19 protein-coding genes are annotated in these 23,421 nt (G+C 72.2%); 9 read left to right on the plus strand and 10 right to left on the minus strand.

The window, feature by feature from the left end; translation table 11 throughout:
* The first annotated feature begins 342 nt into the window (after positions 1 to 342).
* Positions 343 to 909 (plus strand): DJ-1/PfpI family protein, encoded by a 567-nt coding sequence (locus DC008_RS13455; protein ID WP_108707184.1) that lies wholly within the window; start codon positions 343 to 345, stop codon positions 907 to 909.
* Positions 910 to 1,132: 223 nt separating this feature from the next.
* Here the strand turns inward: DC008_RS13455 and DC008_RS13460 are convergent, their stop codons facing one another.
* Positions 1,133 to 1,798 carry an HAD family hydrolase gene (locus DC008_RS13460; protein WP_108707185.1) on the minus strand — a complete coding sequence of 222 codons (666 nt, stop codon included), beginning with the start codon at positions 1,796 to 1,798 and terminating at the stop codon, positions 1,133 to 1,135.
* Positions 1,799 to 1,844: 46 nt separating this feature from the next.
* On the minus strand, positions 1,845 to 2,357 hold the full coding sequence (locus DC008_RS13465) for a DUF6912 family protein (protein WP_108707186.1): 513 nt from the start codon (positions 2,355 to 2,357) through the stop codon (positions 1,845 to 1,847).
* Between the two features lie 339 nt (positions 2,358 to 2,696).
* On the opposite strand from DC008_RS13465, the gene DC008_RS13470 reads away from it, so the two are divergent.
* Positions 2,697 to 3,281 (plus strand): Rv3235 family protein, encoded by a 585-nt coding sequence (locus DC008_RS13470; protein ID WP_108707187.1) that lies wholly within the window; start codon positions 2,697 to 2,699, stop codon positions 3,279 to 3,281.
* 86 nt (positions 3,282 to 3,367) lie between these two features.
* On the opposite strand, the gene secA is transcribed toward DC008_RS13470, so the two are convergent.
* Positions 3,368 to 6,217: a preprotein translocase subunit SecA gene (gene secA, locus DC008_RS13475; RefSeq protein WP_055625040.1), complete on the minus strand. Its 2,850-nt coding sequence runs from the start codon at positions 6,215 to 6,217 to the stop codon at positions 3,368 to 3,370.
* Positions 6,218 to 6,513: 296 nt separating this feature from the next.
* Between secA and DC008_RS13480 the strand changes: the two genes are divergently transcribed.
* Both DC008_RS13480 and DC008_RS13485 read left to right on the plus strand, forming a co-directional pair.
* Positions 6,514 to 7,098, plus strand: a complete 585-nt coding sequence (locus DC008_RS13480) for a GNAT family N-acetyltransferase (protein WP_055625041.1) — start codon at positions 6,514 to 6,516, stop codon at positions 7,096 to 7,098.
* A 69-nt stretch (positions 7,099 to 7,167) separates the two neighbouring features.
* Positions 7,168 to 8,340: a winged helix-turn-helix domain-containing protein gene (locus tag DC008_RS13485; protein ID WP_108707188.1), complete on the plus strand. Its 1,173-nt coding sequence runs from the start codon at positions 7,168 to 7,170 to the stop codon at positions 8,338 to 8,340.
* A gap of 55 nt (positions 8,341 to 8,395) precedes the next feature.
* Here DC008_RS13485 and DC008_RS13490 read toward each other — a convergent pair whose 3' ends face one another.
* From DC008_RS13490 to mtnA, 7 genes are all read right to left on the minus strand, one after another.
* Positions 8,396 to 9,142: a response regulator gene (locus tag DC008_RS13490; protein ID WP_055625043.1), complete on the minus strand. Its 747-nt coding sequence runs from the start codon at positions 9,140 to 9,142 to the stop codon at positions 8,396 to 8,398.
* 198 nt (positions 9,143 to 9,340) lie between these two features.
* Positions 9,341 to 10,033 carry a ribosome hibernation-promoting factor, HPF/YfiA family gene (hpf, locus tag DC008_RS13495; RefSeq protein ID WP_055625044.1) on the minus strand — a complete coding sequence of 231 codons (693 nt, stop codon included), beginning with the start codon at positions 10,031 to 10,033 and terminating at the stop codon, positions 9,341 to 9,343.
* Positions 10,034 to 10,348: 315 nt separating this feature from the next.
* On the minus strand, positions 10,349 to 11,353 hold the full coding sequence (locus DC008_RS13505; RefSeq protein WP_108707190.1) for a ComF family protein: 1,005 nt from the start codon (positions 11,351 to 11,353) through the stop codon (positions 10,349 to 10,351).
* A 372-nt stretch (positions 11,354 to 11,725) separates the two neighbouring features.
* Positions 11,726 to 13,564, minus strand: coding sequence for an LpqB family beta-propeller domain-containing protein (locus tag DC008_RS13510; RefSeq protein ID WP_108707191.1), 1,839 nt, complete (start codon positions 13,562 to 13,564; stop codon positions 11,726 to 11,728).
* On the minus strand, positions 13,554 to 15,629 hold the full coding sequence (mtrB, locus tag DC008_RS13515; protein ID WP_108707192.1) for an MtrAB system histidine kinase MtrB: 2,076 nt from the start codon (positions 15,627 to 15,629) through the stop codon (positions 13,554 to 13,556). The genes DC008_RS13510 and mtrB overlap by 11 nt, the downstream gene beginning before the upstream one ends.
* A 1-nt stretch (position 15,630) precedes the next feature.
* Positions 15,631 to 16,320: a two-component system response regulator MtrA gene (gene mtrA, locus DC008_RS13520; protein ID WP_015659998.1), complete on the minus strand. Its 690-nt coding sequence runs from the start codon at positions 16,318 to 16,320 to the stop codon at positions 15,631 to 15,633.
* 156 nt (positions 16,321 to 16,476) lie between these two features.
* Positions 16,477 to 17,628, minus strand: a complete 1,152-nt coding sequence (mtnA, locus tag DC008_RS13525; RefSeq protein ID WP_108707193.1) for an S-methyl-5-thioribose-1-phosphate isomerase — start codon at positions 17,626 to 17,628, stop codon at positions 16,477 to 16,479.
* A 140-nt stretch (positions 17,629 to 17,768) separates the two neighbouring features.
* Between mtnA and DC008_RS13530 the strand changes: the two genes are divergently transcribed.
* Genes DC008_RS13530 through DC008_RS13550 form a run of 5 tightly spaced genes read left to right on the plus strand, consistent with a single transcriptional unit; the run spans position 17,769 to position 23,373 of the window.
* Complete coding sequence (locus DC008_RS13530; RefSeq protein WP_108707194.1) at positions 17,769 to 19,103, plus strand: DUF7847 domain-containing protein; 1,335 nt, start codon at positions 17,769 to 17,771, stop codon at positions 19,101 to 19,103.
* Between the two features lie 4 nt (positions 19,104 to 19,107).
* On the plus strand, positions 19,108 to 19,869 hold the full coding sequence (locus DC008_RS13535; protein WP_108707195.1) for a DUF4129 domain-containing protein: 762 nt from the start codon (positions 19,108 to 19,110) through the stop codon (positions 19,867 to 19,869).
* A complete protein-coding gene (locus DC008_RS13540; protein WP_108707196.1) occupies positions 19,866 to 21,074 on the plus strand; it encodes a DUF4350 domain-containing protein in 1,209 nt (402 codons plus the stop codon). Before DC008_RS13535 ends, DC008_RS13540 begins: the two co-directional genes overlap by 4 nt.
* Complete coding sequence (locus DC008_RS13545) at positions 21,074 to 22,063, plus strand: AAA family ATPase (protein ID WP_108707197.1); 990 nt, start codon at positions 21,074 to 21,076, stop codon at positions 22,061 to 22,063. Before DC008_RS13540 ends, DC008_RS13545 begins: the two co-directional genes overlap by 1 nt.
* A complete protein-coding gene (locus tag DC008_RS13550; protein ID WP_108707198.1) occupies positions 22,063 to 23,373 on the plus strand; it encodes a DUF58 domain-containing protein in 1,311 nt (436 codons plus the stop codon). The genes DC008_RS13545 and DC008_RS13550 overlap by 1 nt, the downstream gene beginning before the upstream one ends.
* Positions 23,374 to 23,421 lie beyond the last annotated feature (48 nt).

Raw genomic sequence — 23,421 nt, forward strand, 5'->3', positions numbered from 1 at the left:
GCGCTGATCACGCCACCCAGGCTATCGCCCCGCACAGGGGGCCCGTCATGAGCCGTATGTGTACAAAACCGGGGGGTGAACTTTGACGTTCTGCACAGGGGCGAACGAGGCGGGCGGGGCGTAACTGGCGGCGCGGGACACCCGGGGGCAGCCTGGTGAGCAGACGCGGCGGCACCGGAGCCGGGGACGGCACCGGAATCAGGCCGTCCGTACGCGCCCCGTGTCCGAAAACAGCGGTCGCCTCCTCGCCGCACGGTCTTGTCACGTCCGCCGCGCGGCGGCACGTTGCCCACAGGCCGGCCGGACGCAGCCGACGGCCCGGCAAGGAGAGGAGCCCCCGAGATGACCACGAAGATCCTCATCGTCACCGGCGACGCCGCGGAGTCGCTGGAGGTCCTCTACCCCTATCAGCGCCTGCGCGAGGAGGGCTATGAGGTGCACATCGCGGCGCCCTCCCGCAAGAAGCTGCAGTTCGTCGTGCACGACTTCGAACCGGGCTTCGACACGTACACCGAGAAACCCGGATACACCTGGCCGGCCGACCTCGCCTTCTCCGAGGTCGACCCGGGCGCCTACGCGGCCGTCGTGATCCCCGGCGGCCGGGCCCCCGAGTATCTGCGCAACGACCCGGAGCTGCGCAAGATCCTCAAGTCGTTCTTCGACTCCGACAAGCCGGTCGCGCAGATCTGCCACGGCCCGCTGCTCACGGCCGCGGTCGACAGCCTGAGCGGGCGCCGGGTCACGGCCTATCCGGCCCTGGAACTGGACATGCAGGCCGCGGGCGCCACCTTCCAGGACACCGAGGCCGTCGTCGACGGCACCCTGGTCTCGTCCCGCGCCTGGCCGGACCACCCGGCCTGGATGCGCGAGTTCCTGACCGTGCTGCGGGCGAAGGCACCGGTGAGCTGAGGCCGGTCACCGCTCCGGGGCGGAGCGGACAGCGGGTGCGCCCCAGACGGCCGGCGCTCCGGGGTCGGGGCGAACACCGGGTCCGCCTCAGGCGGACGGCCGCTCCGGAAGCGGGGCCGGCACCAGGTGCGCCCCAGGCGTCCGTCCGCTCCGGGTGCGGGGCCGGCACCGGGTCCGCCTCAAGCGTCCGGCCGCTCCGGGGCGGGGCGAACACCGGGTCGCCTCAGGCGGCCAGCCGCTCCGCCTCCGCGACGGCTTCCGCCAGCGTGTCCACGACCGGGACGCCGACCGTCTCCAGGCTCGCCCGGCTGTGCGAGCCGCCGGTGTAGAGCACGGCACGCGCGCCCACGTGCAGCGCGGCCACCGCGTCGTCGGCGGCGTCCCCGATCACCACCGTGCGCGAGGGGTCCACGCCCGCCAGCGCCTCGACATGCCGCACCATGTGCTCGGCCTTGCTGCCCCCGGACGGCCCGACCCGCCCGTCGACCCGCAGGAAGTGCCCCTCGATCCCGAACCGCCGCACCAGCGGCACCAGCTCGTCGTGCACGTACATGCTGAGGATCGACTGGCTGCGCCCCGCCGACCGCCAGCCCGACAGCAGCTCCGCCACGCCCTCGGTGAGCCCGCACGCCACCCGGTGCTCGGCGTAGTAGCGGTGGAAGGTCTCGTCCATGACCTCCCACTCGGCGTCCGTGGGCAGCCGGCCGAGCAGCCGCTCGTAGAACCTCGGCACCGGCACGCAGTACATGGCCCGGTACTGCTCCATCGTGATCGGGGCCAGCCCCAGCTCACCGAACGCCGCGTTCGTCGCCCCGATGATCGCGTCGTTGTCGTGGAACAGCGTCCCGTTCCAGTCCCAGACGATGTGCGCCCCTGCCTGCTTCCCCATGCCGAAAACCGTACCCGGCCCCACCGACAATCAGCAGAGGGCCAGGTCAGTCCGGCTGCCCGACCAGGTTCGGGATCTCCTGCGTGGCGTACCAGAGCAGCTCGTGGTCCTCCGCGCCGTCCACGACGAACTGGGCGTCGTCGTCCCCGCCGTCCGCCGCCTCCAGCGCCTCCGCCGCGGCCGTCACATCGGCCTCGGCGTCGTCGGCGTCCACATGCACGGCGGCTGCCTTGGCCAGCCGCACGCTCCCGGTCACCCGCACCTCGCCCAGCGCCGACGGGTCCAGGCCCCGGTCCGGGTCGGCGACGGCCGTCTTGTCGGGCACGTCCATGGCGACCACGACCCGGCGCCGGCGCGCACCGGGGTCGGCGGCGAGCAGCCGCAGCGAGGCCGCCGCGGCGCGGTTCAGCGCGGCGTACTCCAGCTCCTCGATGTCGTCGGAGAGATACCACTCGCGCAGCGCCGGGGTCACCGCGTAGGCGACGAGATCGGTCCCCAGATCACCCGTCTTGTACGCCTCGGCGAGGCCCGGGAGGGTCAGGGGGACGTAGACGCGCATGACTGACCGCTTTCTCGTACTCGCTCGTGCACAGGGGCTCCGCGGGTCCCGGTCCGATCGTCCGGCGCCCGCCCGGGACGGCCTACAGGATACGTGCGGGCGTCCCCTTTCGAGTCCCCGTCGCCCCGTCCGCCCGCGTCCACTCCGGTCCGGCGATTCACCCGGTGCCGCCCCGCAGGCGCGGGCCCGCGCACCCCCTGATCACCCTGATAGGTGAATCTCCGACCCCCTCCGACCCGGCCTCCGGCTTCCTTGCCGCAGGTCCCCGCGACCCCGTACAAGATCAGCGAACGCGAAGTTACCGCCCGGTATACGCCGGGCCCGCCGAACGGGGACTCGATGAACAAGGTCATGACCAGGGCCCAGCACCGCCCCGGCGGCAGCCGCCCTCCGGCCCGCCGTGACACCCGCCGTCCGGCCGGCGCCCCGCCCCGCACACCGAGCGGCGGCACCTCTCGTACGACGTCCCCGGGCGGCCGCCCTCCGGGCTCCCCGGGCAGCACGTCCCGGCTGTCCCGGACCCGCCCCGCGGACACCCGCCCGGCCCCCTCGGCGGCCCCTGCACGGGTGCCGCTCCCCCGTCCCACGGACGTCTTCGCCGACCGGCTGGTCCTGGTGCTGAGCGGTCAGCGCCCCGTGCACTCGATGCTCCGCCATGTCGCGGGCCGGGCCTACGACGACCTCGCCCGGCTCGCCGAACGCGGACCCCTGCGCACCCGGGGCGCCCGTCCGGTCGTCCGGGACCTCGGCTGGTTCGAGCCCCGACCGGGCGCCGTCGAGGTCTTCGCCCGCATCGGCGCCGGCGACCAGCTGCGCGCCATGGCGTTCCGCCTGGAACAGGGCACCGACCTGCGCTGGCGCTGCACGGCCGTGGAGCTGGGAGGGCAGCGGGCGACTCATGGGGCTCGCGGGGAGGACGGCTGACGGGGTACGGCGAAGGGCCGGGCCCCCGAAGGAAGCCCGGCCCTGTTCGACCGCTGTGGCCTGCGACGCGCTCGCGCGCGTCCCGGCTACTTCTTGCGCCGGCGTCCGCCGCGCGCCTGCTTGCGGCGCTCCGCGCGGGTGAGGCCGTCGGCCTCGGAACGCACCGGCTCGTCGCCGTTGGCGAAGTCGCCCTCGACGATGTCGCCCTCGCCGTCCACCTTGGGCGCGGTGAAGTGCAGCCGGTCCGGGCGGCGCGGTGCCTCCAGGCCCTTGGCGCGGATCTCCGGGCGCGCACCCGCCTGGGCGGGAACCGCGTCCTGCTTCTCCAGGTCGGCCACGGGCTTGGCGTCCTCGACCGGGACCTCCTCGACCTGCTGCTCGACCTGGACCTCCAGGTTGAACAGGTAGCCGACGGACTCCTCCTTGATGCCCTCCATCATGGCGGTGAACATGTCGAAGCCCTCGCGCTGGTACTCGACCAGCGGGTCCTTCTGCGCCATCGCGCGCAGGCCGATGCCCTCCTGGAGGTAGTCCATCTCGTAGAGGTGCTCGCGCCACTTGCGGTCCAGGACCGACAGGACGACCCGGCGCTCCAGCTCACGCATGATCTCGGAGCCGAGCTGGTCCTCACGGGCCTGGTACTGCTCGTGGATGTCGTCCTTGACGGACTCGGCGATGAAGTCCGCGGTGAGCCCGGCGCGGTCGCCCGCCGCCTCCTCCAGCTCCTCGACGGTGACCTTCACCGGGTAGAGCTGCTTGAAGGCGCCCCACAACCGGTCGAGGTCCCACTCCTCGGCGAAGCCCTCGGCGGTCTCCGCGGCGACATAGGCGTCGATGGTGTCGTCCATGAAGTGGTGCACCTGCTCGTGCAGGTCCTCACCCTCCAGGACGCGGCGGCGCTCGCCGTAGATGACCTCGCGCTGGCGGTTGAGGACCTCGTCGTACTTCAGGACGTTCTTACGCGTCTCGAAGTTCTGCGTCTCGACCTGCGACTGCGCGGAGGCGATCGCGCGGGTGACCATCTTGTTCTCGATCGGCACGTCGTCCGGGACGTTCGCCATGGACATCACGCGCTCGACCATCTGGGCCTTGAACAGGCGCATCAGGTCGTCGCCGAGGGAGAGGTAGAAGCGGGACTCGCCGGGGTCGCCCTGACGGCCGGAACGGCCGCGCAGCTGGTTGTCGATCCGGCGCGACTCGTGCCGCTCGGTGCCCAGGACGTAGAGGCCGCCGAGCTTCTCGACCTCTTCCTTCTCGGCCTTGACCGCCTGCTCGGCCCGCTCCAGGGCGGCCGGCAGATAGTGGGCCCACTCCTCGATGTGCTCCTCGGGGTCGAGGCCGCGCTGGCGCAGCTCGGCCTCGGCGAGGTCCTCGGGGTTGCCGCCGAGCTTGATGTCGGTACCACGGCCGGCCATGTTGGTGGCCACGGTCACGGCGCCCTTGCGGCCGGCCTGGGCGACGATGATCGCCTCACGGTCGTGCTGCTTGGCGTTGAGCACCTCGTGCTGCACACCGCGCTTGCTGAGCTGCTGCGACAGGTACTCGGACTTCTCGACCGACGTCGTGCCGACGAGGATCGGCTGGCCCTTCTCGTGCTTCTCGACGATGTCGTCGACGACCGCCTCGAACTTGGCGACCTCGGTGCGGTAGATCAGGTCGGACTGGTCCTTGCGGACCATCGGCCGGTTGGTCGGGATCGGGACGACGCCGAGCTTGTAGATCTGGTGGAACTCGGCGGCCTCGGTCATGGCCGTACCGGTCATGCCGGACAGGCCCGGCATCTCCTTGCCGTTGTGGTCGTGCCGCTTGTACAGGCGGAAGAAGTTCTGGAGGGTGATCGTGGCGAGCGTCTGGTTCTCGTCCTTGATCGGCACGCCCTCCTTGGCCTCGATGGCCTGGTGCATGCCCTCGTTGTAACGGCGGCCCGCGAGGATACGTCCGGTGTGCTCGTCGACGATCATGACCTCGTCGTCGATGATGACGTAGTCCTTGTCCTTCTTGAAGAGCTCCTTCGCCTTGATGGCGTTGTTCAGGTAGCCCACCAGAGGGGTGTTGACCGACTCGTAGAGGTTGTCGATGCCCAGCCAGTCCTCGACCTTGGCGACGCCGGACTCGTGGATGGCGACGGTGCGCTTCTTCTCGTCGACGTCGTAGTCGCCGGTCTCCTCGATGCCCTTGAGCGGCTGGCCGGCCTCGCCGCGCTTGAGGCGCGTGACCAGCTTGGCGAAGTCGCCGTACCACTTGGTGGCCTGGTCGGCCGGGCCGGAGATGATCAGCGGCGTACGGGCCTCGTCGATGAGGATCGAGTCGACCTCGTCCACGATGGCGAAGTTGTGGCCGCGCTGCACCAGCTCGTCCTTCGACCACGCCATGTTGTCGCGGAGGTAGTCGAAGCCGAACTCGTTGTTCGTGCCGTACGTGATGTCGCAGGCGTACTGCTCGCGGCGCTGGGCCGGCGTCATGTTGGCGAGGATGCAGCCGACGCTCAGGCCCAGGAACTTGTGGACGCGGCCCATCATCTCGGAGTCGCGCTCGGCCAGGTAGTCGTTGACCGTGATGAGGTGAACGCCCTTGCCGGACAGCGCGTTCAGGTACGCGGGGAGCGTGCCGACGAGCGTCTTGCCCTCACCGGTCTTCATCTCGGCCACATAGCCGAGGTGGAGCGCCGCGCCACCCATCATCTGCACGTCGTAGTGACGCTGGCCCAGGACGCGCTTGGCCGCCTCGCGCACGGTGGCGAAGGCCTCGGGCAGCAGGTCGTCCAGGGTCTCGCCGTCGGCGTAGCGCTGCTTGTACTCATCGGTGAGGGCCCGCAGCTCGGCGTCGGAGAGGTCGACGAAGTCCTCTTCGATGGAGTTGACCTGGTCCGCGATGCGGTGCAGCTTGCGCAGGATCTTGCCTTCGCCTGCACGCATGATCTTCGAGAGGACGGACACGGGGGTTGGTCTCCTTGCCGGTCGGGCCTGGGACGGTCGGTTTTCCTTCTGACGTGACTGAGCAACGGCCATCGTATGCGAGGACCCCGCCGCGCCGGGAGCCTGCCGCTGGCGCCGCGTCTCCGCCGCTTCGGATCGCCGTCAAAGGGACAACGGCCGGGGGTGGCTGATGGTGCCGCGTTCCGCCCGTGAATTGTGCCGAACGCGGTCACGCGCTCACTCCCCGCGGCGGGCTTCACGCTCGTCCGCAGGACACCGGATGGCGCGCGGCGGGCGCCGTTGAGGAGAATCGGCCGATGGAACCCGTCACGCTCACCACCGGCCGCCTCCTGCTGCGCACCGTCGGCCCCGGCGACACCGATGTCGTGTACGAGGCCGCCCAGGACCCCGACATCCAGCGCTGGACCACGATCCCCTCCCCCTATCTGCGCGAGCACGCCCACAGCTTCACCCACGAACTGGCACCGGACGGCTGGCGGAACGGCTCGATGTTCACCTGGGGTCTCTTCCTCCCCCGGGACGGCGACCTGGTGGGCATGATCGGCCTCACGATGCGTTCCATGAGCTCCGCCGAGATCGGCTACTGGGGTACCAAGGAGCACCGCGGCCACGGCTATGTCACCGAGGCGGTCCTCGCCGTGTCCCGCTGGGCCTTCGCCGATCTGCTGGTCGACCGCGTCGAGTGGCGCGCGGAGGCGGGCAACGGGCCCTCCCGCGCGGTGGCCGAGCGCGCCGGTTTCACCGTCGAGGGCACTCTGCGCTCCGCCCTGATCCACCAGGGCGTACGCCGCGACTGCTGGGTCGGCTCGCTGCTCCCCTCCGACCTGGGACTGCCGTCCACGGCCCCCTACCTTCCGGCGCGACGGCCGCCGTCGCCGTAAGCCCGCGCTGTCCAGAGCGAAGTCCCAGCTCAGGCCCGAGTGTCAGTGCCACGCCCTAAGGTGCGGACCATGACGACCCCGCGTCCCACCCTCCACCTCTCGGCCGACGAGGCCCGTCGTATCGTCCTCCGCGCGCAGGGCTTCCTCGGCGCCCCCGATCGCCGGGGCGGCGTCCGCGGCGTCCTGCGGCACCTGGGCGCGGTCCAGCTGGACACCATCTCCGTGCTGGCCCGCAGCCATGAGCTCGTCCCGTACGCCCGGCTGGGCGCGGTCGGCCGCAGGACGGTCGAGGCGGCCTACTGGACGGACACCCACGCCTTCGAGTACTGGTCGCACGCCGCGTGCATCCTGCCCGTGGAGGAGTGGCCGCACTTCGCGTTCCGCCGCCGCGCCTACCGCAGCCGCCCGCACTGGCACCACGACCTCCCCGAGGGCGCCTACGACCAGGTGATCAAGCAGCTCCGCGCGGAGGGCCCGCTGACCGCGACCGAGCTGGGCGGCGCCAAGCGGACCAGCGAGTGGTGGGACTGGTCGGGCGCGAAGGTCGCCGTCGAGCGCGCCCTGATGTACGGCGAGGTGGTCTGCGTCGAGCGCCGCGGCTGGAAGCGCCTGTACGACCTGGCCGAGCGCGCCATCCCCGCCTCCCTGCTGCACGACGAGCTGGACGACGCCGAGTGCCTGCGCCGCCTCGTCGGCCTCGCCGGTCAGGCGCTCGGGGTCGGCACGCGCACGGACATCGCCGACTACCACCGCCTCAAGGGCGAGCAGGTCGACGCCGTGATCGCCGACTCGGGGCTGGTGCCGGTCACGGTGGAGGGCTGGGCCAAGCCGGCCTGGGCCGACCCCGAGGCGCTCGCCACGCCGCCCCGCGGCCGCCACCGTACGACGCTGCTGTCGCCGTTCGACTCCCTGATCTGGGAGCGGGCGCGCACGGAGCGGATCTTCGGCTTCACGCACCGTCTGGAGGCGTACGTCCCCCGGCAGAAGCGGATCCACGGGTACTTCGCCATGCCGGTCCTGGCCGGCGGGCGACTGGTCGGCCGGGTCGATCCGGCCCGGGAGGGCCGCACGCTGGTGGCCAAGCAGGTGTCGCTGGCCGGTCCGAAGGCGGTACCGGCGGTGGCGCAGGCGCTTGCCGAGGCGGCGACCTGGGTCGACTGCACGGACGCGCGGGTGGAGCGCGTGGACGCCCCGGAGCTGCGCGAGCCGCTGGCCGTGGAGCTCGCGCGCCTGATGGCCTGAGTCCGGGGCTGTCCCCGGGCGGTAGGGGACAGCAGGGCTCAGCGGCGGTGCGGGCTCAGCGGATCTCGAGGATCTTCTCCCGCATCGCGTACACCACGGCCTCCATCCGGGAGTGCAGCTGCAGCTTCTCCAGGATGTTGCGCACGTGGTTCTTCACGGTGTTCTCCGAGATGAACAACTCCTTGGCGATGTCCCGGTTGTTCATCCCGGTGGCGACGAGCTTGAGGACCTCCAGCTCCCGGTCCGTCAGCCGCGGCGCGGGCACGAGCCGGCGCTCGTCCGTCCGCTGGATCATCGACTTGAACTCGGTGAGCAGCTTCGACGCCATGGACGGGCTGATCTGCGACTGCCCGTCGGCCACGGCACGGATGGCGGTGGCGACCTCGTCCGTGGAGATCTCCTTGAGGAGATAGCCGGTCGCGCCCGCCTTGATGGCGTCGTAGAGGTCGGCCTCCTCGTCGCTGATCGTCAGCATGATGATCTTCGCGCTGGGGGCCACCTCCTTGATGGAGGTGCAGGCCTCGATGCCGCCCCGCCGGGGCATCCGGACGTCCATCAGCACGATGTCGGGCAACAGGTCGGCGGCCTTGTCGACGGCCTCGGCACCGTCCCCCGCCTCCCCGACCACCTGGATGTCCTCCTCGGCGGCAAGCACGATCTCCAGTCCACGGCGGAACAGGGCGTGGTCGTCCACGACGAGGACTCTGATCGGCTCCTTGCGCGGAGAGCCCGCGTCCGGGCCCACGCCGACGACAGCACCGTCGGCATCCTCGTCCCGCATCGGTCCGAAGCTGTCCGTCATGGTTCCTCCCCCTGAGGCTGTGGCTGGTCGCATGCCATCGCCAACCCAAGGCAGTGGCCCATCGGTTGGGCCGTCCGGTCATGATTCCATGCCTGGCCGACAGTGCGGTGACGCGCGGGGCGCGAAGTGGTCGCACACCGGTGCCCCTGGGGGCGCACACGCGCTCCAGGGGCACCGCTCAGCCGTCGGCCGGGTGGGTCAGCCGCCCAGCGTGCCACCGGCCGCTGGTGCTTGCGCCTCGGTGACCATCGGGTCCGTGCTCAGATGGATGACGCCGTAGTCGTAGGCGTGACGTCGGTAGACGACGCTCGGCTCCTTCGTCTCGGAGTCGACGAACAGGTAGAAGTCGTGCCCGACCAGCTCCATCTCGTAGAGGGCCTGGTCGAGGGTCATCGGTGAGGCGACGTGCGTCTTCTCGCGCACGACGAGGGGGCCTTCGCCCTTCACCTCGAGCGAACCGATCTTCTTGGTGGGAATCGCGTCCGGCTCTTCGTTCTCGAAGGTCTGCCCGTTGCCGTTCAGCGTCGCGGCACCGGGGACGTGGTCCGGGACCTCGGCCGCCGTGAGGCGGCGTGCGCCCCGGCGCGAGAAGCGCTTGTCGTGCTGCTTGCGCAGCCGTGCGTCCAGCTTCTCCGCCGCGAGGTCGAGCGCCGCGTACGGGTCGCTGGCCGCGGCTTCCGCCCGGATCACCGGACCGCGGGAACGCAGGGTGATCTCCACCCGGTCGCAGCGGTCGGCCTGTCGCGGGTTGGGCTCCTTGGACACCTCGACGTCGAGGCTGATCACCTTGGCATCGAGCCTCTGGATCTTCTCCAGCTTCAGCTTCTCGGCCACGTGCTTGCGGAACCGCTCGGGCACCTCGGTCTTGCGGCCCTTGACGACGATGTCCACGCAGAACTCCGTTCCCGGATCGCTCCGCTCCAGCGGCGGAGCATCTCCCTTTTGCACCAGGCTCCGGTGACCCCCGGAACCTCGGACTCGGCGACTTCCACCTCCTCCTCCCCCATGGGCAAGATCTCCACCCCATGGCCGAGGGTGATGCTTGAAAACCCACGGCACGGCATTCGGATACTGCGGGGATGGCCTGCGCCTTTCCCTCACAACCGAACATATCTCGCCCGGAGGGATGTCGTCACCCTCTACTGCGGTGTACCTCCGTTCAGGTGAATTGATCCTCTCGCCACCTGCAACGATGCAACTTCCCAGTCAGTTCCGGTTTATTTCGAAAGAATCGGGGGCTGCGGCGACCACGGCCGCTCGGATCGTGGAACCGGCCCATCCACGGCCGTCGATTCCCGGCGTGCCTCGTGTTCGCCGCACTGCGTCCTCCGTCGATCCAGCACTCTCTCCCCCTCTGCCTTCCCGACTTCCCACGCGATACACGGCCGTTGTCGTGTCACCGAACTCCCCGTTCCCCTCGTTCGTCCCTCCATACGCGCACGAGCCCTCCTGCGTTCGGCCGAACCGTCCGTCGGCCCGGTGCCGTCCGAGGCCGTCGCCCCGCCGGCCCGCCGCCGAGGCCTCGCGCGCCGACGCCTCACGCACCGCACGGGCCGCCTCCGCCAAGGACGCCCCCGTCGTCATCAGGTCGTCCACCAGCACCACGGCCCCACCCCCGGCGAGCAGCCGCCCACCGCCGGGGACGACCGCCAGGGCGCCCGCAAGATTGACCAGCCGCTGCCGGGACCCGAGCCCCGACTGGTCGGCCACCCAGCGCGTCTGCCGCAGCACGGCGGCCACCCGCGCCGGTGTCCCGGACCGCCGCAGCGCACCCGCCGCCGCGAGCGCGATCCGCCGGGCGGGATCGTGCCCCCGAGCCCGCACCGCCGCCCGCGCCGACGGGACGGGCACGAGCACCACGGAGCCGTCCCCGCCGGCCGTACCGTCGTCCGCCCACGGCTCGCCAGCCGTGCCGCCCTCGCGGAGCCCCGCCCGCACAGCCTCCGCCAGGGCCTCCCCCAGTGGAGCCGCCAAAGCCAGCGCTCCGCGCTCCTTGTGGGCCAGCAGCACGGCCCGCACCTCGTCCGTGTACCGGGCCGCCGCGTTCACCGCCGGCAGCCCGGGCGGCTCCGGCACCGGTCGCACCCGGCTCGGCGCAGTCCCGGTCAGGACCGCACGGCACTCCGGGCAGAGCACCGTACGGGGCCTCCCACAGCCTCCGCACTCGGCCGGCAGCACCAGATCGGTGAGGTCCTGCCACCACCCCCGCATGGCCTCCACTCTGCCGAAAGCGGCACGGCCCGGCCACCCCTGTGGACAACCGCCTGTGGATAAGTCGGAGCGCGCCGCCACGCGCGCGCGAAACCCAGTTCCCAACCGGTCCAATCCTGAATTCAGTTCAGTTCGCACCGGAATCCAAAAGGGCCCGGCGACCGCGAACAGGCCAGCTGGCCGGTAAACGGACGCGCCCCTCCCGAATGCCGACGAGAGAAACCCCCGAAGACCCACCCGCGAAAACCGGCCGATCCCATGAGGCCGTACGGAGCCGCAAGGCAGCCGTACGGAAACCGTTCGGGGCGCGAAAGCGCTCATTCCGAACGGCGAACGGCGAAAACTCACCGGAAACCCGCGGACGCGGACGGCTCAGCCCGGATAGACCGGCGCCGTCCCGTCCGTGACCACCTTCTGCCACTGCTCCCCGGCCGGCAGCCGGACGATCCCGTCCTCCGAGTACCCCACCAGGGGAAGCCGCGCGTCCTCGGACGCGGTGATCTCCTTGACGCCGCTGAGGGACGCCGGCGCCGGCACCTCCGGAGTGGAGCCATCGACCTGCACGTAGCGCATGGTCTGCACGCCGTCCTTCTCGCGGCCGACCACGACGAGCCGGCTGTCCCCGGCCCACGACATGGCCGTGACCTCCTCCAACTCGGGAGTGGCGGAGCGCAGTTCGTGCACCGAGACACTCGACCCGTCGCCGGTCCCGCCGTCCTCGCCGCGCTCGATACGGCCGATGAGCAGCGAGGACTTCTCGCCGGACTTCACGACGAGCGCGATGCGCACCCCGTCGGCGGCCACGCGTACCGACTCGATCCGGCCCTCGAGGCCCGGCGGGGTCTTCACCTCAATGGGGTCGTCGACGCCCTTCTTCAGCAGGAGCAGCCGCGGCTTGCCGGGATCGCGGTCGGCCACCCACAGGTCGCCCTGGGCGTCCCAGCTGGGCGCGGACAGCCGCTTCCCGACGGACGGACCCGAGCTGGTCAGCTCGGGCTCGCCGAGCGGGCCGCCCGACACGAGCGCCCCGACGTACAGGTTCTTGCCGTCGAGTCCGATCCCGGCGGCCATGTCCTCGTCGCGCGAGACGGCCGCCGACCCCAGCTGCATGTCCTCCCCGAGGGCCCCCGGCACCGGGGCGGGCACGGTCTCGTCGGTCGCCGCCGCCAGCCGCACCAGGTGGTGCTTCTCGTCGAGGAAGTACAGATAGTCGGCGCGCTTCGCCGATCCCCGCACGGCGACGTCCTCGGCGTCCTCCGTGGTGAGGTGGCACAGCTGCTTGCCGCCCGCGCGCAGTTCGACCTCGTCCATGGTGGGGGTGAGGTTCTGGAGGGTGAACAGCAGCTGGGCCGCCATCTCCCGGCACTTGTTCACGCCGACCCGCGCCGCCTTGCCGTTCAGCGGCACCGTCAGCTTGTTCTGGTCGTCCGGGGTCAGCGACACCTGGCCGTCCGGCAGTGCCGTACCGGTGGGGAAGCTCGAGCGGACCACCGGGTCGAGCCAGCGCGTGGGCCCCCGCAGCAGGGAGCGCACCGCCTCGGTCACCGGGTCGACGTTCCTGCGCACATAGACGGGGTCGGCGACGGCCGCCGTGTGCGGGGTGGTGCCGGGACCGGTGCCCGTGGCGAAGTAGTACCGGTCGACGGACTGGTAGTTGCGCTGGAAGTCCGAGCGGCCCATGACGACGCCGCGCGGCGGTACGTCGATGCGCCACTGGCGGGTCTTCTTGTCCCGGACGAGGTGCATCGTCTCGCGGTAGTCGCCGTCGGCGGGCGCGTACGACTGCTCCGCGTCGACCGTGGCGACCCGGGTGCCGGTCAGCGTGTACGACAGGCTGTCCCGCTCCTCGCGGCTCACCCGGTCGGGCTGGGCGCCCGGTCCGTCTGCGAGCACGGTCGTGGAGCGCAGCGGGTGCCACTTCTCCGACGCCTGCGGGGTGAGGTACTTGCGGGCTATCTCGTAGTCCGGATCGTCGCTGGTCAGCGCCTCCAGGAAGCCCGTGACGATCTCGGAGTACGACGCGTCCTCGTGCGGCGGCACCGCGAAGACCCGAACCTGCGCGTTCTGCCGCGGTGTGGACTCCACCCCGCGCAGATCGCCGCTGTCGGGCATCGAGGCGCACCCGGCCAGCAGTACGGCGCCGCAGGCCGCGTAGGCCGCCGCGCGCCCCGGTCCGTGCCGCCGGGTCCCCCGCTTGCGGTCAGCGCCCACGAGATGTCTCCCCCTGCCTGCTCGACTCCTCGGTCCGCCCGGCCCCCTCGCCCGGCACGTCCTTCTCACCGGACCGCTCGACGACGGTGTCCTCCAGCCGCCGTCCCCCCGAAGCGGGCCGGGGCACCACCCGGGCGCCGTTGCCGGGCAACGCCGTCGGGTCGGCCTTCGGCGCCGCACTCGACCGCGGCGCGATCGGGTCGCGCACGGGCCGCACCCCCTGCTCGCCCTGGGTCTGGGCCGGTACGGTCGCGGACTTGCCCCCGGAGGGCAGTCCGGCGTCGTCGAGGCCGCGGTTGCGCCGCGAGTCCTTCGGTTCCAGCGGTATCGGCGAGCCCCGCAGCGGCTCGTCGGCCGTGCGCGGCAGCGTCAGCCGGAACTGCGAACCGCCCCCCGGCTCGCCCCACGCCTGGAGCCAGCCGCCGTGCAGCCGCGCGTCCTCCAGCGCGATGGACAGGCCGAGGCCCGTGCCGCCGGTGGTCCGGGCGCGGGCCGGGTCGGCCCGCCAGAACCGGCTGAACACGCGGGTCGCCTCGCCGGGCTTGAGCCCGACGCCGTAGTCGCGCACCGCGACCGCGACCGCTCCGCCGGCCGAGGCCAGCTTGACCACGACGTCCCGGCCCTCGCCGTGCTCGACGGCGTTGACCACGAGGTTGCGCAGCACGCGCTCGACCCGGCGGGCGTCCGCCTCGGCGACGACGGGCTGCTGGTCGCCGAGGACCCGTATATGGGTGCCCTTGCGCTCGGCGAGCGGCTCGGCGCCGCTGACGACACGCCGCACTACCTCGCGCAGGTCGATCGGTTCGGCCTCCAGCGCGGCGGCCCCGGCGTCGAAGCGGCTGATCTCCAGCAGGTCGGCGAGCAGCGACTCGAACCGGTCCAGCTGGTCCGCCAGCAGCTCCGCCGACCGCGCGGTCACCGGATCGAAGTCCTCGCGCGCCTCGTGGATGACGTCGGCTGCCATCCGGACGGTCGTCAGCGGCGTCCGCAGCTCGTGCGACACGTCGGACACGAAGCGCCGCTGCATCCGCGACAGGTCCTCCAGCTGCTGGATCTTCACTTGGAGGTTCTGCGCCATCTTGTTGAAGGCCTCGCCCAGACGGGCGATGTCGTCCTCGCCGGTGACCTTCATCCGTTCCTGGAGCCGCCCGGCCGAGAGCCGTTCGGCGATCCCCGCCGCCATGCGTACGGGGGTGACGACCTGGCGCACCACGAGCCACGCGATCGCGCCCAGGAGGACGACGACGAACAGCCCGGCGGTCGCGAGGGTCGTCTTGACCAGGCTCAGCGACTTCTCCTCCTGTGTGAGCGGGAAGAGGTAGTAGAGCTGGTAGAAGTCGCCGTTGGGGTCGGTGACCTGCTTGCCGATCACCAGGCCCGGCTGGGGCTCCTTGTGGGCGCTGGGCTGGTAGACGATCCGGGTGTAGCTCTGGAACACGCCGGTGGCGTCGTCGATCCGCTCCCGCAGCGCCTCGGGGACGCTCGCGGTCGGGTCGACCCCACCGGACGCACGCCGTCCGCGCCCACCGGTCTCACTGCCCGACGACGCGGGGAGCGTCACGACCTCGAAGGCGCCCTGACCACCGCTGGACAGCGACGAGACGGTGTCGCTCATCCACTGGATGACGTTCTGCCGGGACCGGTCGTCCGCCGCGGCCCCGTCGTCCGCGGGGCCGGCCGCGGACTCGTCCGCCCGCTGCTTGGCCGCCGCGAACCCGCCGGTCGCCTGGCTCTGCGACGCCTTCACCTTCGCGTCGAGCAGGCCGTTGCGGACCTGCCCGATGACGACGAAGCCCAGCAGCAGGACCACGCCCAGCGACATCACCAGGGTCGAGACGACGACCCTGAGCTGGATGTTGCGCCGCCACAGCCGCATGACCGGCAGCAACGGCCGGCGCACCCAGCGCAGCAGCAGACGGAGGACCGGGCTTCCCTGGACCCCTCCTTGCAGCAGCCCGCCTTCCAGAAACCGCCCCCAGCGGGAACCCGCCGTCTTCCGGCCGACAGGCCGCTCCCGACGGGTCCCGGTCCGACCGGGGGCCGTAGCGGCACTGTCCTGGGACATGTCAGCTCGGCCCTGCCTTGTATCCGACGCCGCGGACGGTCACCACGATCTCGGGGCGCTCGGGGTCCTTCTCGACCTTGGAGCGCAGTCGCTGGACATGCACGTTGACCAGCCGGGTGTCGGCCGCGTGCCGGTAGCCCCAGACCTGCTCGAGCAGCACCTCGCGCGTGAACACCTGCCACGGCTTACGGGCCAGCGCCACCAGCAGGTCGAACTCCAGCGGCGTCAGCGCGATGGACTGCCCGTCCCGCTTCACGGAGTGCCCCGCCACATCGATGACCAGGTCGCCGATGGCGAGCTGCTCCGGCGCCGGCTCCTCAGACCTCCGCAGCCGCGCCCGGATACGGGCCACGAGCTCCTTCGGCTTGAACGGCTTCACGATGTAGTCGTCGGCGCCGGACTCCAGTCCGACGACGACGTCGACGGTGTCGCTCTTCGCCGTCAGCATCACGATCGGCACGCCCGACTCGGCGCGGATCAGGCGGCACACCTCGATGCCGTCCCTTCCGGGCAGCATCAGGTCGAGCAGCACCAGATCCGGCTTGGTCTCGCGAAAAGCGGCCAGCGCCTTGTCGCCGTCGGCTACGAAAGACGGCTCAAAACCTTCACCACGCAGCACAATGCCGAGCATCTCGGCCAGTGCGGTGTCGTCGTCGACGACAAGGACTCGTCCCTTCATAAACGACATCATCCCATTCTCATAACGGTGGCGAAGGCAGTGGTGAGATAGGTCACCGACCAGCGACCTTAGTCGTAGGTCATCCGCACTGTCTGCCCTCGGTCACCACACAGCGCGTGACCTTTCTGGGGGTTCGACCCCTTTGCTCACCCTGTCGAGGTGACCGGATCACGCCGTCCGAGCAGAAGATCCCGCCTTCACGCACAGGGCGGCGAGCGCCTCAGCCGTCACAGGCGACACGACACCCCCCTCCGTCACGATCGCCGTGACCAGCTCCGGCGGCGTCACGTCGAACGCCGGGTTGTACGCCTGCGTCCCCAGCGGCGCGACCGGGATCCCGGTGCCCGGACCCCCGCCCACCGCCGACGCCTGCGGCACGGCGAGCTCCGTCACCTCGGACCCCGCACGCTGCTCCACCTCGATGGACGCCCCGTCCGGCGTCGCCGGGTCCACCGTCGTCAGCGGCGCCACCACGATGAACGGCACATGGTGGTAGCGCGCCAGCACCGCGAGCGGATAGCTCCCGACCTTGTTCGCCACCGACCCGTCGGCCGCGATCCGGTCCGCCCCGATCAGCACCGCGTCCACCTCACCGGCCGCGAACAGCGAACCCGCCGCGTTGTCCGTGAGCAGCGTGTACGCCATCCCGGTCCGCGCCGCCTCGTACGCCGTCAGCCGGGCCCCCTGCAGCAGGGGCCGCGTCTCGTCCACCCACAGGCGCCTGAGCCGCCCCGCCCGGTGCGCGGCGAGCGCCACCGCGAACGCCGTGCCCTCACCGCCGGACACCAGCGCCCCCGTGTTGCAGTGCGTGAGGATGCGGTGGCCGCCGCCGGGCAGCAGCTCGTCCAGCAGGGCCAGTCCCCGCTCGGCCATCCTGCCGCTCGCCTCGGCGTCCTCCACGTGCAGCGCCCGCGCCGCCCCGAGCGCCGCCGACGCGGCCCGCCCGACGTCGCCGCTCCCGGCCAGCTCGGCCCGGTAGGCGTCCCGCGCCCTGCGCACCCCCAGCGCCAGGTTCACCGCCGTCGGGCGGGCGCCCGCCAGCTCGTCGGCCGCGGCGTCCACGTCGAAGCCCCGCGCGGCGGCGAGCGCGACCCCGTACGCCCCGGCGATACCGAGCAGCGGCGCCCCGCGCACGGCCAGCGAACGGATCGCCTCGACCAGCGCGGAGGCGTCCGTGCACACCAGCTCGACCTCCTCCGCGGGCAGTTTCGTCTGGTCCAGAAGGACCAGAACCGGGCCCTCCGGTGGTTCGTCCCACCGGATCGCCGGTACATCGGTGGGCTTGCCGTCCTCGCCGGAATGCGCGTACTGATCAGCCATGCCGTCAGTCTGCCCCGTCTCCGTCGGACAATTGAAGGGAAGCAGGCCATACCTCGGCGGGTACCTCCGCGGTGCCCCCATGGCACGATGGCTGCCGAACTGCCGCCGCGACCGCGGACGGGCACCGTGAAGGAGCGACGATGAAAGACACTCCGGGCTGGGCCTCGCCCGGATCCGCCCCGTCCGACGGGCAGGAGCCCGGTGCGTCCGGTCCTGCCGAGCCCGCAGACAGCCCCGAATCCGCGCAGCAGCCACCGGCGGACCAGCCGGCCCCCGGCCCGAACTGGTCCAAGGAGCAGCCGCCGGCCGGCCAGTGGTCCGCCCCCACGGGCACCCAGCCCCCCGGCCAGGCCCCGCCACCACCGCCCGGCCCGGGCTGGGGCACCCCGCCCCCGGCCGGCCCCGGCGCACCCGGCGGCTGGGGCGGCGCCCCCCAGGGCTACGGACCCCCCGGCGGATACGGCGGCTGGGGCGGTGGCTGGGGAGGACCCCCGCCGGCCGCCAAGCCCGGCGTGATCCCGCTGCGCCCCCTCGGCGTCGGCGAGATCCTCGACGGCGCCGTCTCCACCATGCGCACCCACTGGCGCACGGTCCTCGGCATCTCCCTCACCGTCGCCGTCGTCACGGAGATCCTCGTCATCCTCGTCCAGGGCTTCCTCCTGGACGACCGCGTCGACACCGACGCCCTCAACGACCCCAGCGCCACCCTCGACGAGATCACCCGCGCCATGGGCGACTCTCTGCTCAACTCCGGCGTCATCCTCCTGATCTCGGCGATCGGCACGGTCATCGCCACCGCTCTGCTGACGACCGTCACCAGCCGCGCGGTGCTCGGCAAGCCGGTCAGCACCGGCGAGGCGTGGCGCGACGCCCGCCCGCAGGTGCCGCGCCTCTTCGGCCTGCTGTTCCTGCTGCTGCTCATCACCATGGGCGTCGCCGTAGCGGGCGCCGTCCCGGGCATCGTCCTGGCCGCCTCGGGAGCCGGTGACGGGGGCATCGCCCTCGCCGTCCTCGGCGCGCTCGCCTCCACCGTCGTCGCGGTATGGCTGTGGTTCCGCTTCTCCCTCGCCTCCCCCGCGCTGATGCTGGAGAAGCAGGGCATCCGGAAGGCGCTGAGCCGCTCCGCGAAGCTGGTCAAGGGCTCCTGGTGGCGGGTGTTCGGCATCCAGCTGCTGGCCATGATCATCGCGAACGTCGTCGCGGCGATCGTCATCATCCCCTTCACGTTCCTGGCCGGCGCGGTCAGCGGCGAGGGCGCCTCCAACATCCTCAACGGCACCACCGAGTTCGGCTGGACGTTCCTCATCGTCAGCGGTGTGGGCTCGGTGATCGGCTCCATGATCACGCTCCCGATCACGGCGGGCGTGACCGTGCTGCTCTACATCGACCAGCGCATCCGCCGCGAGGCCCTCGACCTCGAACTGGCCCGCGCGGCCGGCGTCCAGGGCTCCGGCACCGGCACTCCGGGGAGCTGAATAGGTGAGCTTGCCGGGGGGAGTTCTTTCAGCGGTACCGGGGCTGCCGCACACGGCTGCCCGCGCGCTCCTGGGCGCCGGTGACACCGCCGTACGGGCGTCGGTGGCGGCCTCGGACGACGCGCCGCCGCTCACGACACCGCGCGACCCCGCGCGGGAGGCGGCCAGGCGAGAGCTGTCCAAGAGCAGGTACCACGAGGACGACCCCGGCTGGTTCCAGCGCGCGCTGGACGCCTTCTGGGACTGGGTCGAGGACCTGTTCGACAGCGCCTCGACCGCCACGCCCGGCGGCACAGTCGGCCTGGTCGTCGTCATCCTGGTCGTCCTCGCCGTGATCGGCGTCCTGTGGTGGCGCCTGGGCACCCCGCGCCGCGAACCCACCTCGTCCGCCGCCCTGTTCGACGACCGCCCCCGAAGCGCCGCCGAGCACCGCTCGGCCGCCGAGGCCCACGCCGCCCAGGGCCACTGGAACCGCGCCGTCCAGGAACGCATGCGCGCCATCGTCCGCGCCCTGGAGGAACGCGCGCTCCTCGACGTCCGCCCCGGCCGCACCGCGGACGAGGCCGCCGCGGACGCCGGCCGCTCCCTGCCCGGCCACACCGACCGGCTCCGGGCGGCCGCCCGCGCCTTCGACGACGTCACATACGGCGGGCGGACCGCCTCCCAGCAGACGTACCAGCACCTCGCGGCCCTGGACCGCGACCTGGAGAACACCAAGCCGCAGCTCGCCGCCCACACCCCCCACGACCGGGGAGCCGCCGGATGACGACCGAGGCCACACCCCCGTCCACCTCGGCCTCGCCCAGCGCCCGCCAGGTCTGGACCCGCACGCGAGGCATCGCCCTCGCCCTCGTCGTCCTGCTCGCGGCGGCCGTCGCGATCGCCACGATCCGCTCCGACGCCCGGCACGGCACCCTCGACCCCCGCTCCGCCGACCGCCAGGGCAGCAGAGCCGTCGCCGAACTCCTCGCCGAGCGCGGAGTGGACACGACCGTCGTCACCACCCTCGACGAGGCACGCGCCGCGGCCGACGCCGACACCACCCTCCTGGTCGCCGCCCCCGATCTGCTCACCCCCGGACAACAGCGGGCCCTGCGCACCGCGACCACCGGCGCCGCGGGCCGCACGGTCCTCGTCGCCCCCGGCAGCCCGTCCGTCGAACGCCTCGCCCCCGGCGTCACCGCCGACCCCGCCAACAGCCTCGACTCGACGCTCTCCCCCGACTGCGCGCTGCCCGCCGCCCGCCGCGCCGGCACCGCCGAGACGGGCGGCATGCGCTACACGACCACTCACCTCGACGCCGACGAGTGCTACCCCAGCGACCGCCTCGCCACCCTCCTGCGCATCCCGGAGACCGGCGGCGACGGCACCGGCGACACCGTCGTCATCGGCGCACCCGACATCCTCTTCAACGACCGCCTCGACGAGCAGGGCAACGCCTCGCTCGCCCTCCAGCTCCTCGGCTCCCGCCCCCATCTGGTCTGGTACCTCCCCACGCTCTCCGACACCGCGGCCGCCGACGAGGACGACCAGCGCGGCTTCTTCGACCTGCTCCCCTCGGGCTGGCTCTGGGGCACGCTGCAGCTCTTCATCGCCGCGGCCGTCGCCGCCCTGTGGCGGGCACGCCGGCTCGGCCCCCTGGTGCCCGAAAAACTCCCCGTGGCGATCCGCGCCTCCGAGACCGTCGAAGGCCGCGCCCGCCTCTACCGCAAAGCCAACGCCCGCGACCGCGCGGCCACCGCTCTTCGCTCCACCACACGCATTCGCCTCGCCCCCCTCGTAGGTGTCCCCCTCACCCAGGCGCACACGCCCGAGGCCCTGCTCCCCGCGCTCTCCGCCCACCTCCACCGGCACGGAGACGGACAGAGCCTGCACACCCTCCTCTTCGGCCCGCCGCCCGGCGACGACGCGGCACTCGTCTCCCTCACCGACCAACTCGACGCCCTCGAAAGAGAGGTACGCCGTCCATGATGGACCCGACCACTGACAACGCCGGGAACACCGGGGACCAGGGCGCCGCCCGCGCCTCCCTGGAGGCCCTGCGCGCCGAGATCGCCAAAGCCGTGGTCGGCCAGGACCCCGCAGTCACCGGCCTCGTCGTCGCCCTCCTGTGCCGCGGACACGTCCTCCTCGAAGGCGTCCCCGGCGTCGCCAAGACACTGCTCGTCCGCACCCTCGCCTCGGCCCTCGAACTCGACACCAAGCGCGTCCAGTTCACCCCCGACCTCATGCCGAGCGACGTCACCGGCTCCCTCGTCTACGACACCCGCACCGCCGAGTTCTCCTTCCAGCCCGGCCCGGTCTTCACCAACCTCCTGCTCGCCGACGAGATCAACCGGACCCCGCCGAAGACCCAGTCCTCCCTCCTGGAGGCCATGGAGGAACGCCAGGTCACCGTCGACGGCACCCCCCGCCCCCTCCCGGAGCCCTTCCTCGTCGCCGCGACACAGAACCCCGTCGAGTACGAGGGCACCTACCCCCTCCCCGAAGCCCAGTTGGACCGTTTCCTCCTCAAGCTGACGATCCCGCTGCCTTCCCGCCAGGACGAGATCGACGTCCTCACCCGCCACGCCGAGGGCTTCAACCCGCGCGACCTGCACGCCGCCGGCGTACGCCCCGTGGCGGGCCCCGCCGACCTCGAAGCCGCACGCGCCGCCGTAGCCAAGACGGCGATCTCCCCCGAGATCACGGCCTACGTCGTCGACATCTGCCGCGCCACCCGCGAATCGCCCTCCCTGTCCCTCGGCGTCTCCCCGCGCGGCGCCACGGCCCTGCTGGCCACCGCCCGCGCCTGGGCCTGGCTCACCGGCCGCGACTACGTCATCCCCGACGACGTCAAGGCCCTCGCCCTGCCGACGCTGCGCCACCGCGTCCAGCTCCGCCCCGAGGCCGAGATGGAGGGCGTCACCGCCGACTCCGTCATCAACGCGATCCTCGCCCACGTCCCCGTCCCGCGCTGATGGCCTTCACCGGACGCGCCGCACTCCTCGCGGCCCTGGGCTCCCTCCCCGTCGGCATCTGGGACCCCAGTTGGACGGGCATCCTCGCCGTCAACGCGCCCCTGGCCGCCGCCTGCGCCTGCGACTTCGCCCTGGCCGCCCCCGTACGACGCCTGCGCCTCACCCGCTCGGGCGACACCTCGGTACGCCTGGGCGACACGGCCGACGTCACCCTGACGGTCACCAACCCGTCGGGCCGCCCACTCCGCGCCCACCTGCGCGACGCCTGGCCGCCGAGCAGCTGGCAGCCCGGCACCGAGGTCGAGGCCTCCCGTCACCGCGTGAACATCCCCGCGGGCGAACGCCGACGCCTCACCACCCGCCTCCGCCCCACCCGCCGAGGCGACCGCCAGGCCGACCGCGTCACGATCCGCTCCTACGGCCCCCTCGGACTCTTCGCCCGCCAGGCCACCCACAAGGTCCCCTGGACCGTACGGGTCCTCCCGCCGTTCACAAGCCGCAAGCACCTGCCGTCCAAGCTGGCGCGCCTGCGCGAACTCGACGGCCGCACCAGCCTGATCACCCGCGGCGAGGGCACCGAGTTCGACAGCCTGCGCGAGTACGTCCCCGGCGACGACACCCGCTCCATCGACTGGCGCGCCACCGCCCGGCACTCCACGGTCGCCGTCCGCACCTGGCGCCCCGAACGCGACCGCCACATCCTGCTCGTCCTGGACACCGGCCGTACCTCGGCCGGCCGCGTCGGCGACGCCCCGCGCCTGGACGCCTCCATGGACGCGGCCCTCCTCCTGGCAGCCCTGGCCTCCCGCGCCGGCGACCGCGTCGACCTCCTCGCCTACGACCGCCGGGTCCGCGCCCTGGTCCAGGGCCGCACGGCCAGAGACGTCCTCCCCTCCCTGGTCGACGCGATGGCCACGCTGGAACCCGAACTCCTCGAGACCGACGCCCGAGGCCTCACCTCCACAACCCTGCGTACGGCCCCCCGCCACTCCCTGATCGTCCTGCTCACGGCACTCGACGCAGCCCCGATCGAGGAGGGCCTGCTCCCGGTCCTGCCTCAACTCACCCGGCGCCACACGGTCCTTCTGGCCTCCGTGGCCGACCCGCACATCGCGAGCATGGCCAAGGCCCGCGGCCACACGGACGCGGTCTACGAGGCCGCGTCGGCGGCCCAGGCTCAGGCCGAACGCCACCGTACGGCGGAACAACTGCGCCGCCACGGCGTCACGGTCGTGGACGCCGCCCCGGACGACCTCGCCCCCGCCCTGGCCGACGCCTACCTGGCCCTCAAAACAGCCGGCCGCCTCTGACGACGGAAAACAAAAAAAGGCCCCTTCTGTCACCAGAAAGGGCCTACC

The organism is Streptomyces nigra (assembly GCF_003074055.1).
Lineage (GTDB): Bacteria > Actinomycetota > Actinomycetes > Streptomycetales > Streptomycetaceae > Streptomyces > Streptomyces nigra.

Bases quoted from the DNA above. Each gene is read 5' to 3' on its own strand.
- mtnA (WP_108707193.1), bottom strand. From the start codon at position 17,628: ATGGCTGATCAGTACGCGCATTCCGGCGAGGACGGCAAGCCCACCGAT.
- DC008_RS13550 (WP_108707198.1), top strand. From the start codon at position 22,063: ATGGCCTTCACCGGACGCGCCGCACTCCTCGCGGCCCTGGGCTCCCTC.
- DC008_RS13465 (WP_108707186.1), bottom strand. From the start codon at position 2,357: ATGCGCGTCTACGTCCCCCTGACCCTCCCGGGCCTCGCCGAGGCGTAC.
- DC008_RS13480 (WP_055625041.1), top strand. From the start codon at position 6,514: ATGGAACCCGTCACGCTCACCACCGGCCGCCTCCTGCTGCGCACCGTC.
- mtrA (WP_015659998.1), bottom strand. From the start codon at position 16,320: ATGATGTCGTTTATGAAGGGACGAGTCCTTGTCGTCGACGACGACACC.
- DC008_RS13505 (WP_108707190.1), bottom strand. From the start codon at position 11,353: ATGCGGGGGTGGTGGCAGGACCTCACCGATCTGGTGCTGCCGGCCGAG.
- DC008_RS13460 (WP_108707185.1), bottom strand. From the start codon at position 1,798: ATGGGGAAGCAGGCAGGGGCGCACATCGTCTGGGACTGGAACGGGACG.
- DC008_RS13545 (WP_108707197.1), top strand. From the start codon at position 21,074: ATGGACCCGACCACTGACAACGCCGGGAACACCGGGGACCAGGGCGCC.
- mtrB (WP_108707192.1), bottom strand. From the start codon at position 15,629: ATGTCCCAGGACAGTGCCGCTACGGCCCCCGGTCGGACCGGGACCCGT.
- DC008_RS13530 (WP_108707194.1), top strand. From the start codon at position 17,769: ATGAAAGACACTCCGGGCTGGGCCTCGCCCGGATCCGCCCCGTCCGAC.
- DC008_RS13540 (WP_108707196.1), top strand. From the start codon at position 19,866: ATGACGACCGAGGCCACACCCCCGTCCACCTCGGCCTCGCCCAGCGCC.
- DC008_RS13485 (WP_108707188.1), top strand. From the start codon at position 7,168: ATGACGACCCCGCGTCCCACCCTCCACCTCTCGGCCGACGAGGCCCGT.
- DC008_RS13455 (WP_108707184.1), top strand. From the start codon at position 343: ATGACCACGAAGATCCTCATCGTCACCGGCGACGCCGCGGAGTCGCTG.
- DC008_RS13490 (WP_055625043.1), bottom strand. From the start codon at position 9,142: ATGACGGACAGCTTCGGACCGATGCGGGACGAGGATGCCGACGGTGCT.
- DC008_RS13470 (WP_108707187.1), top strand. From the start codon at position 2,697: ATGAACAAGGTCATGACCAGGGCCCAGCACCGCCCCGGCGGCAGCCGC.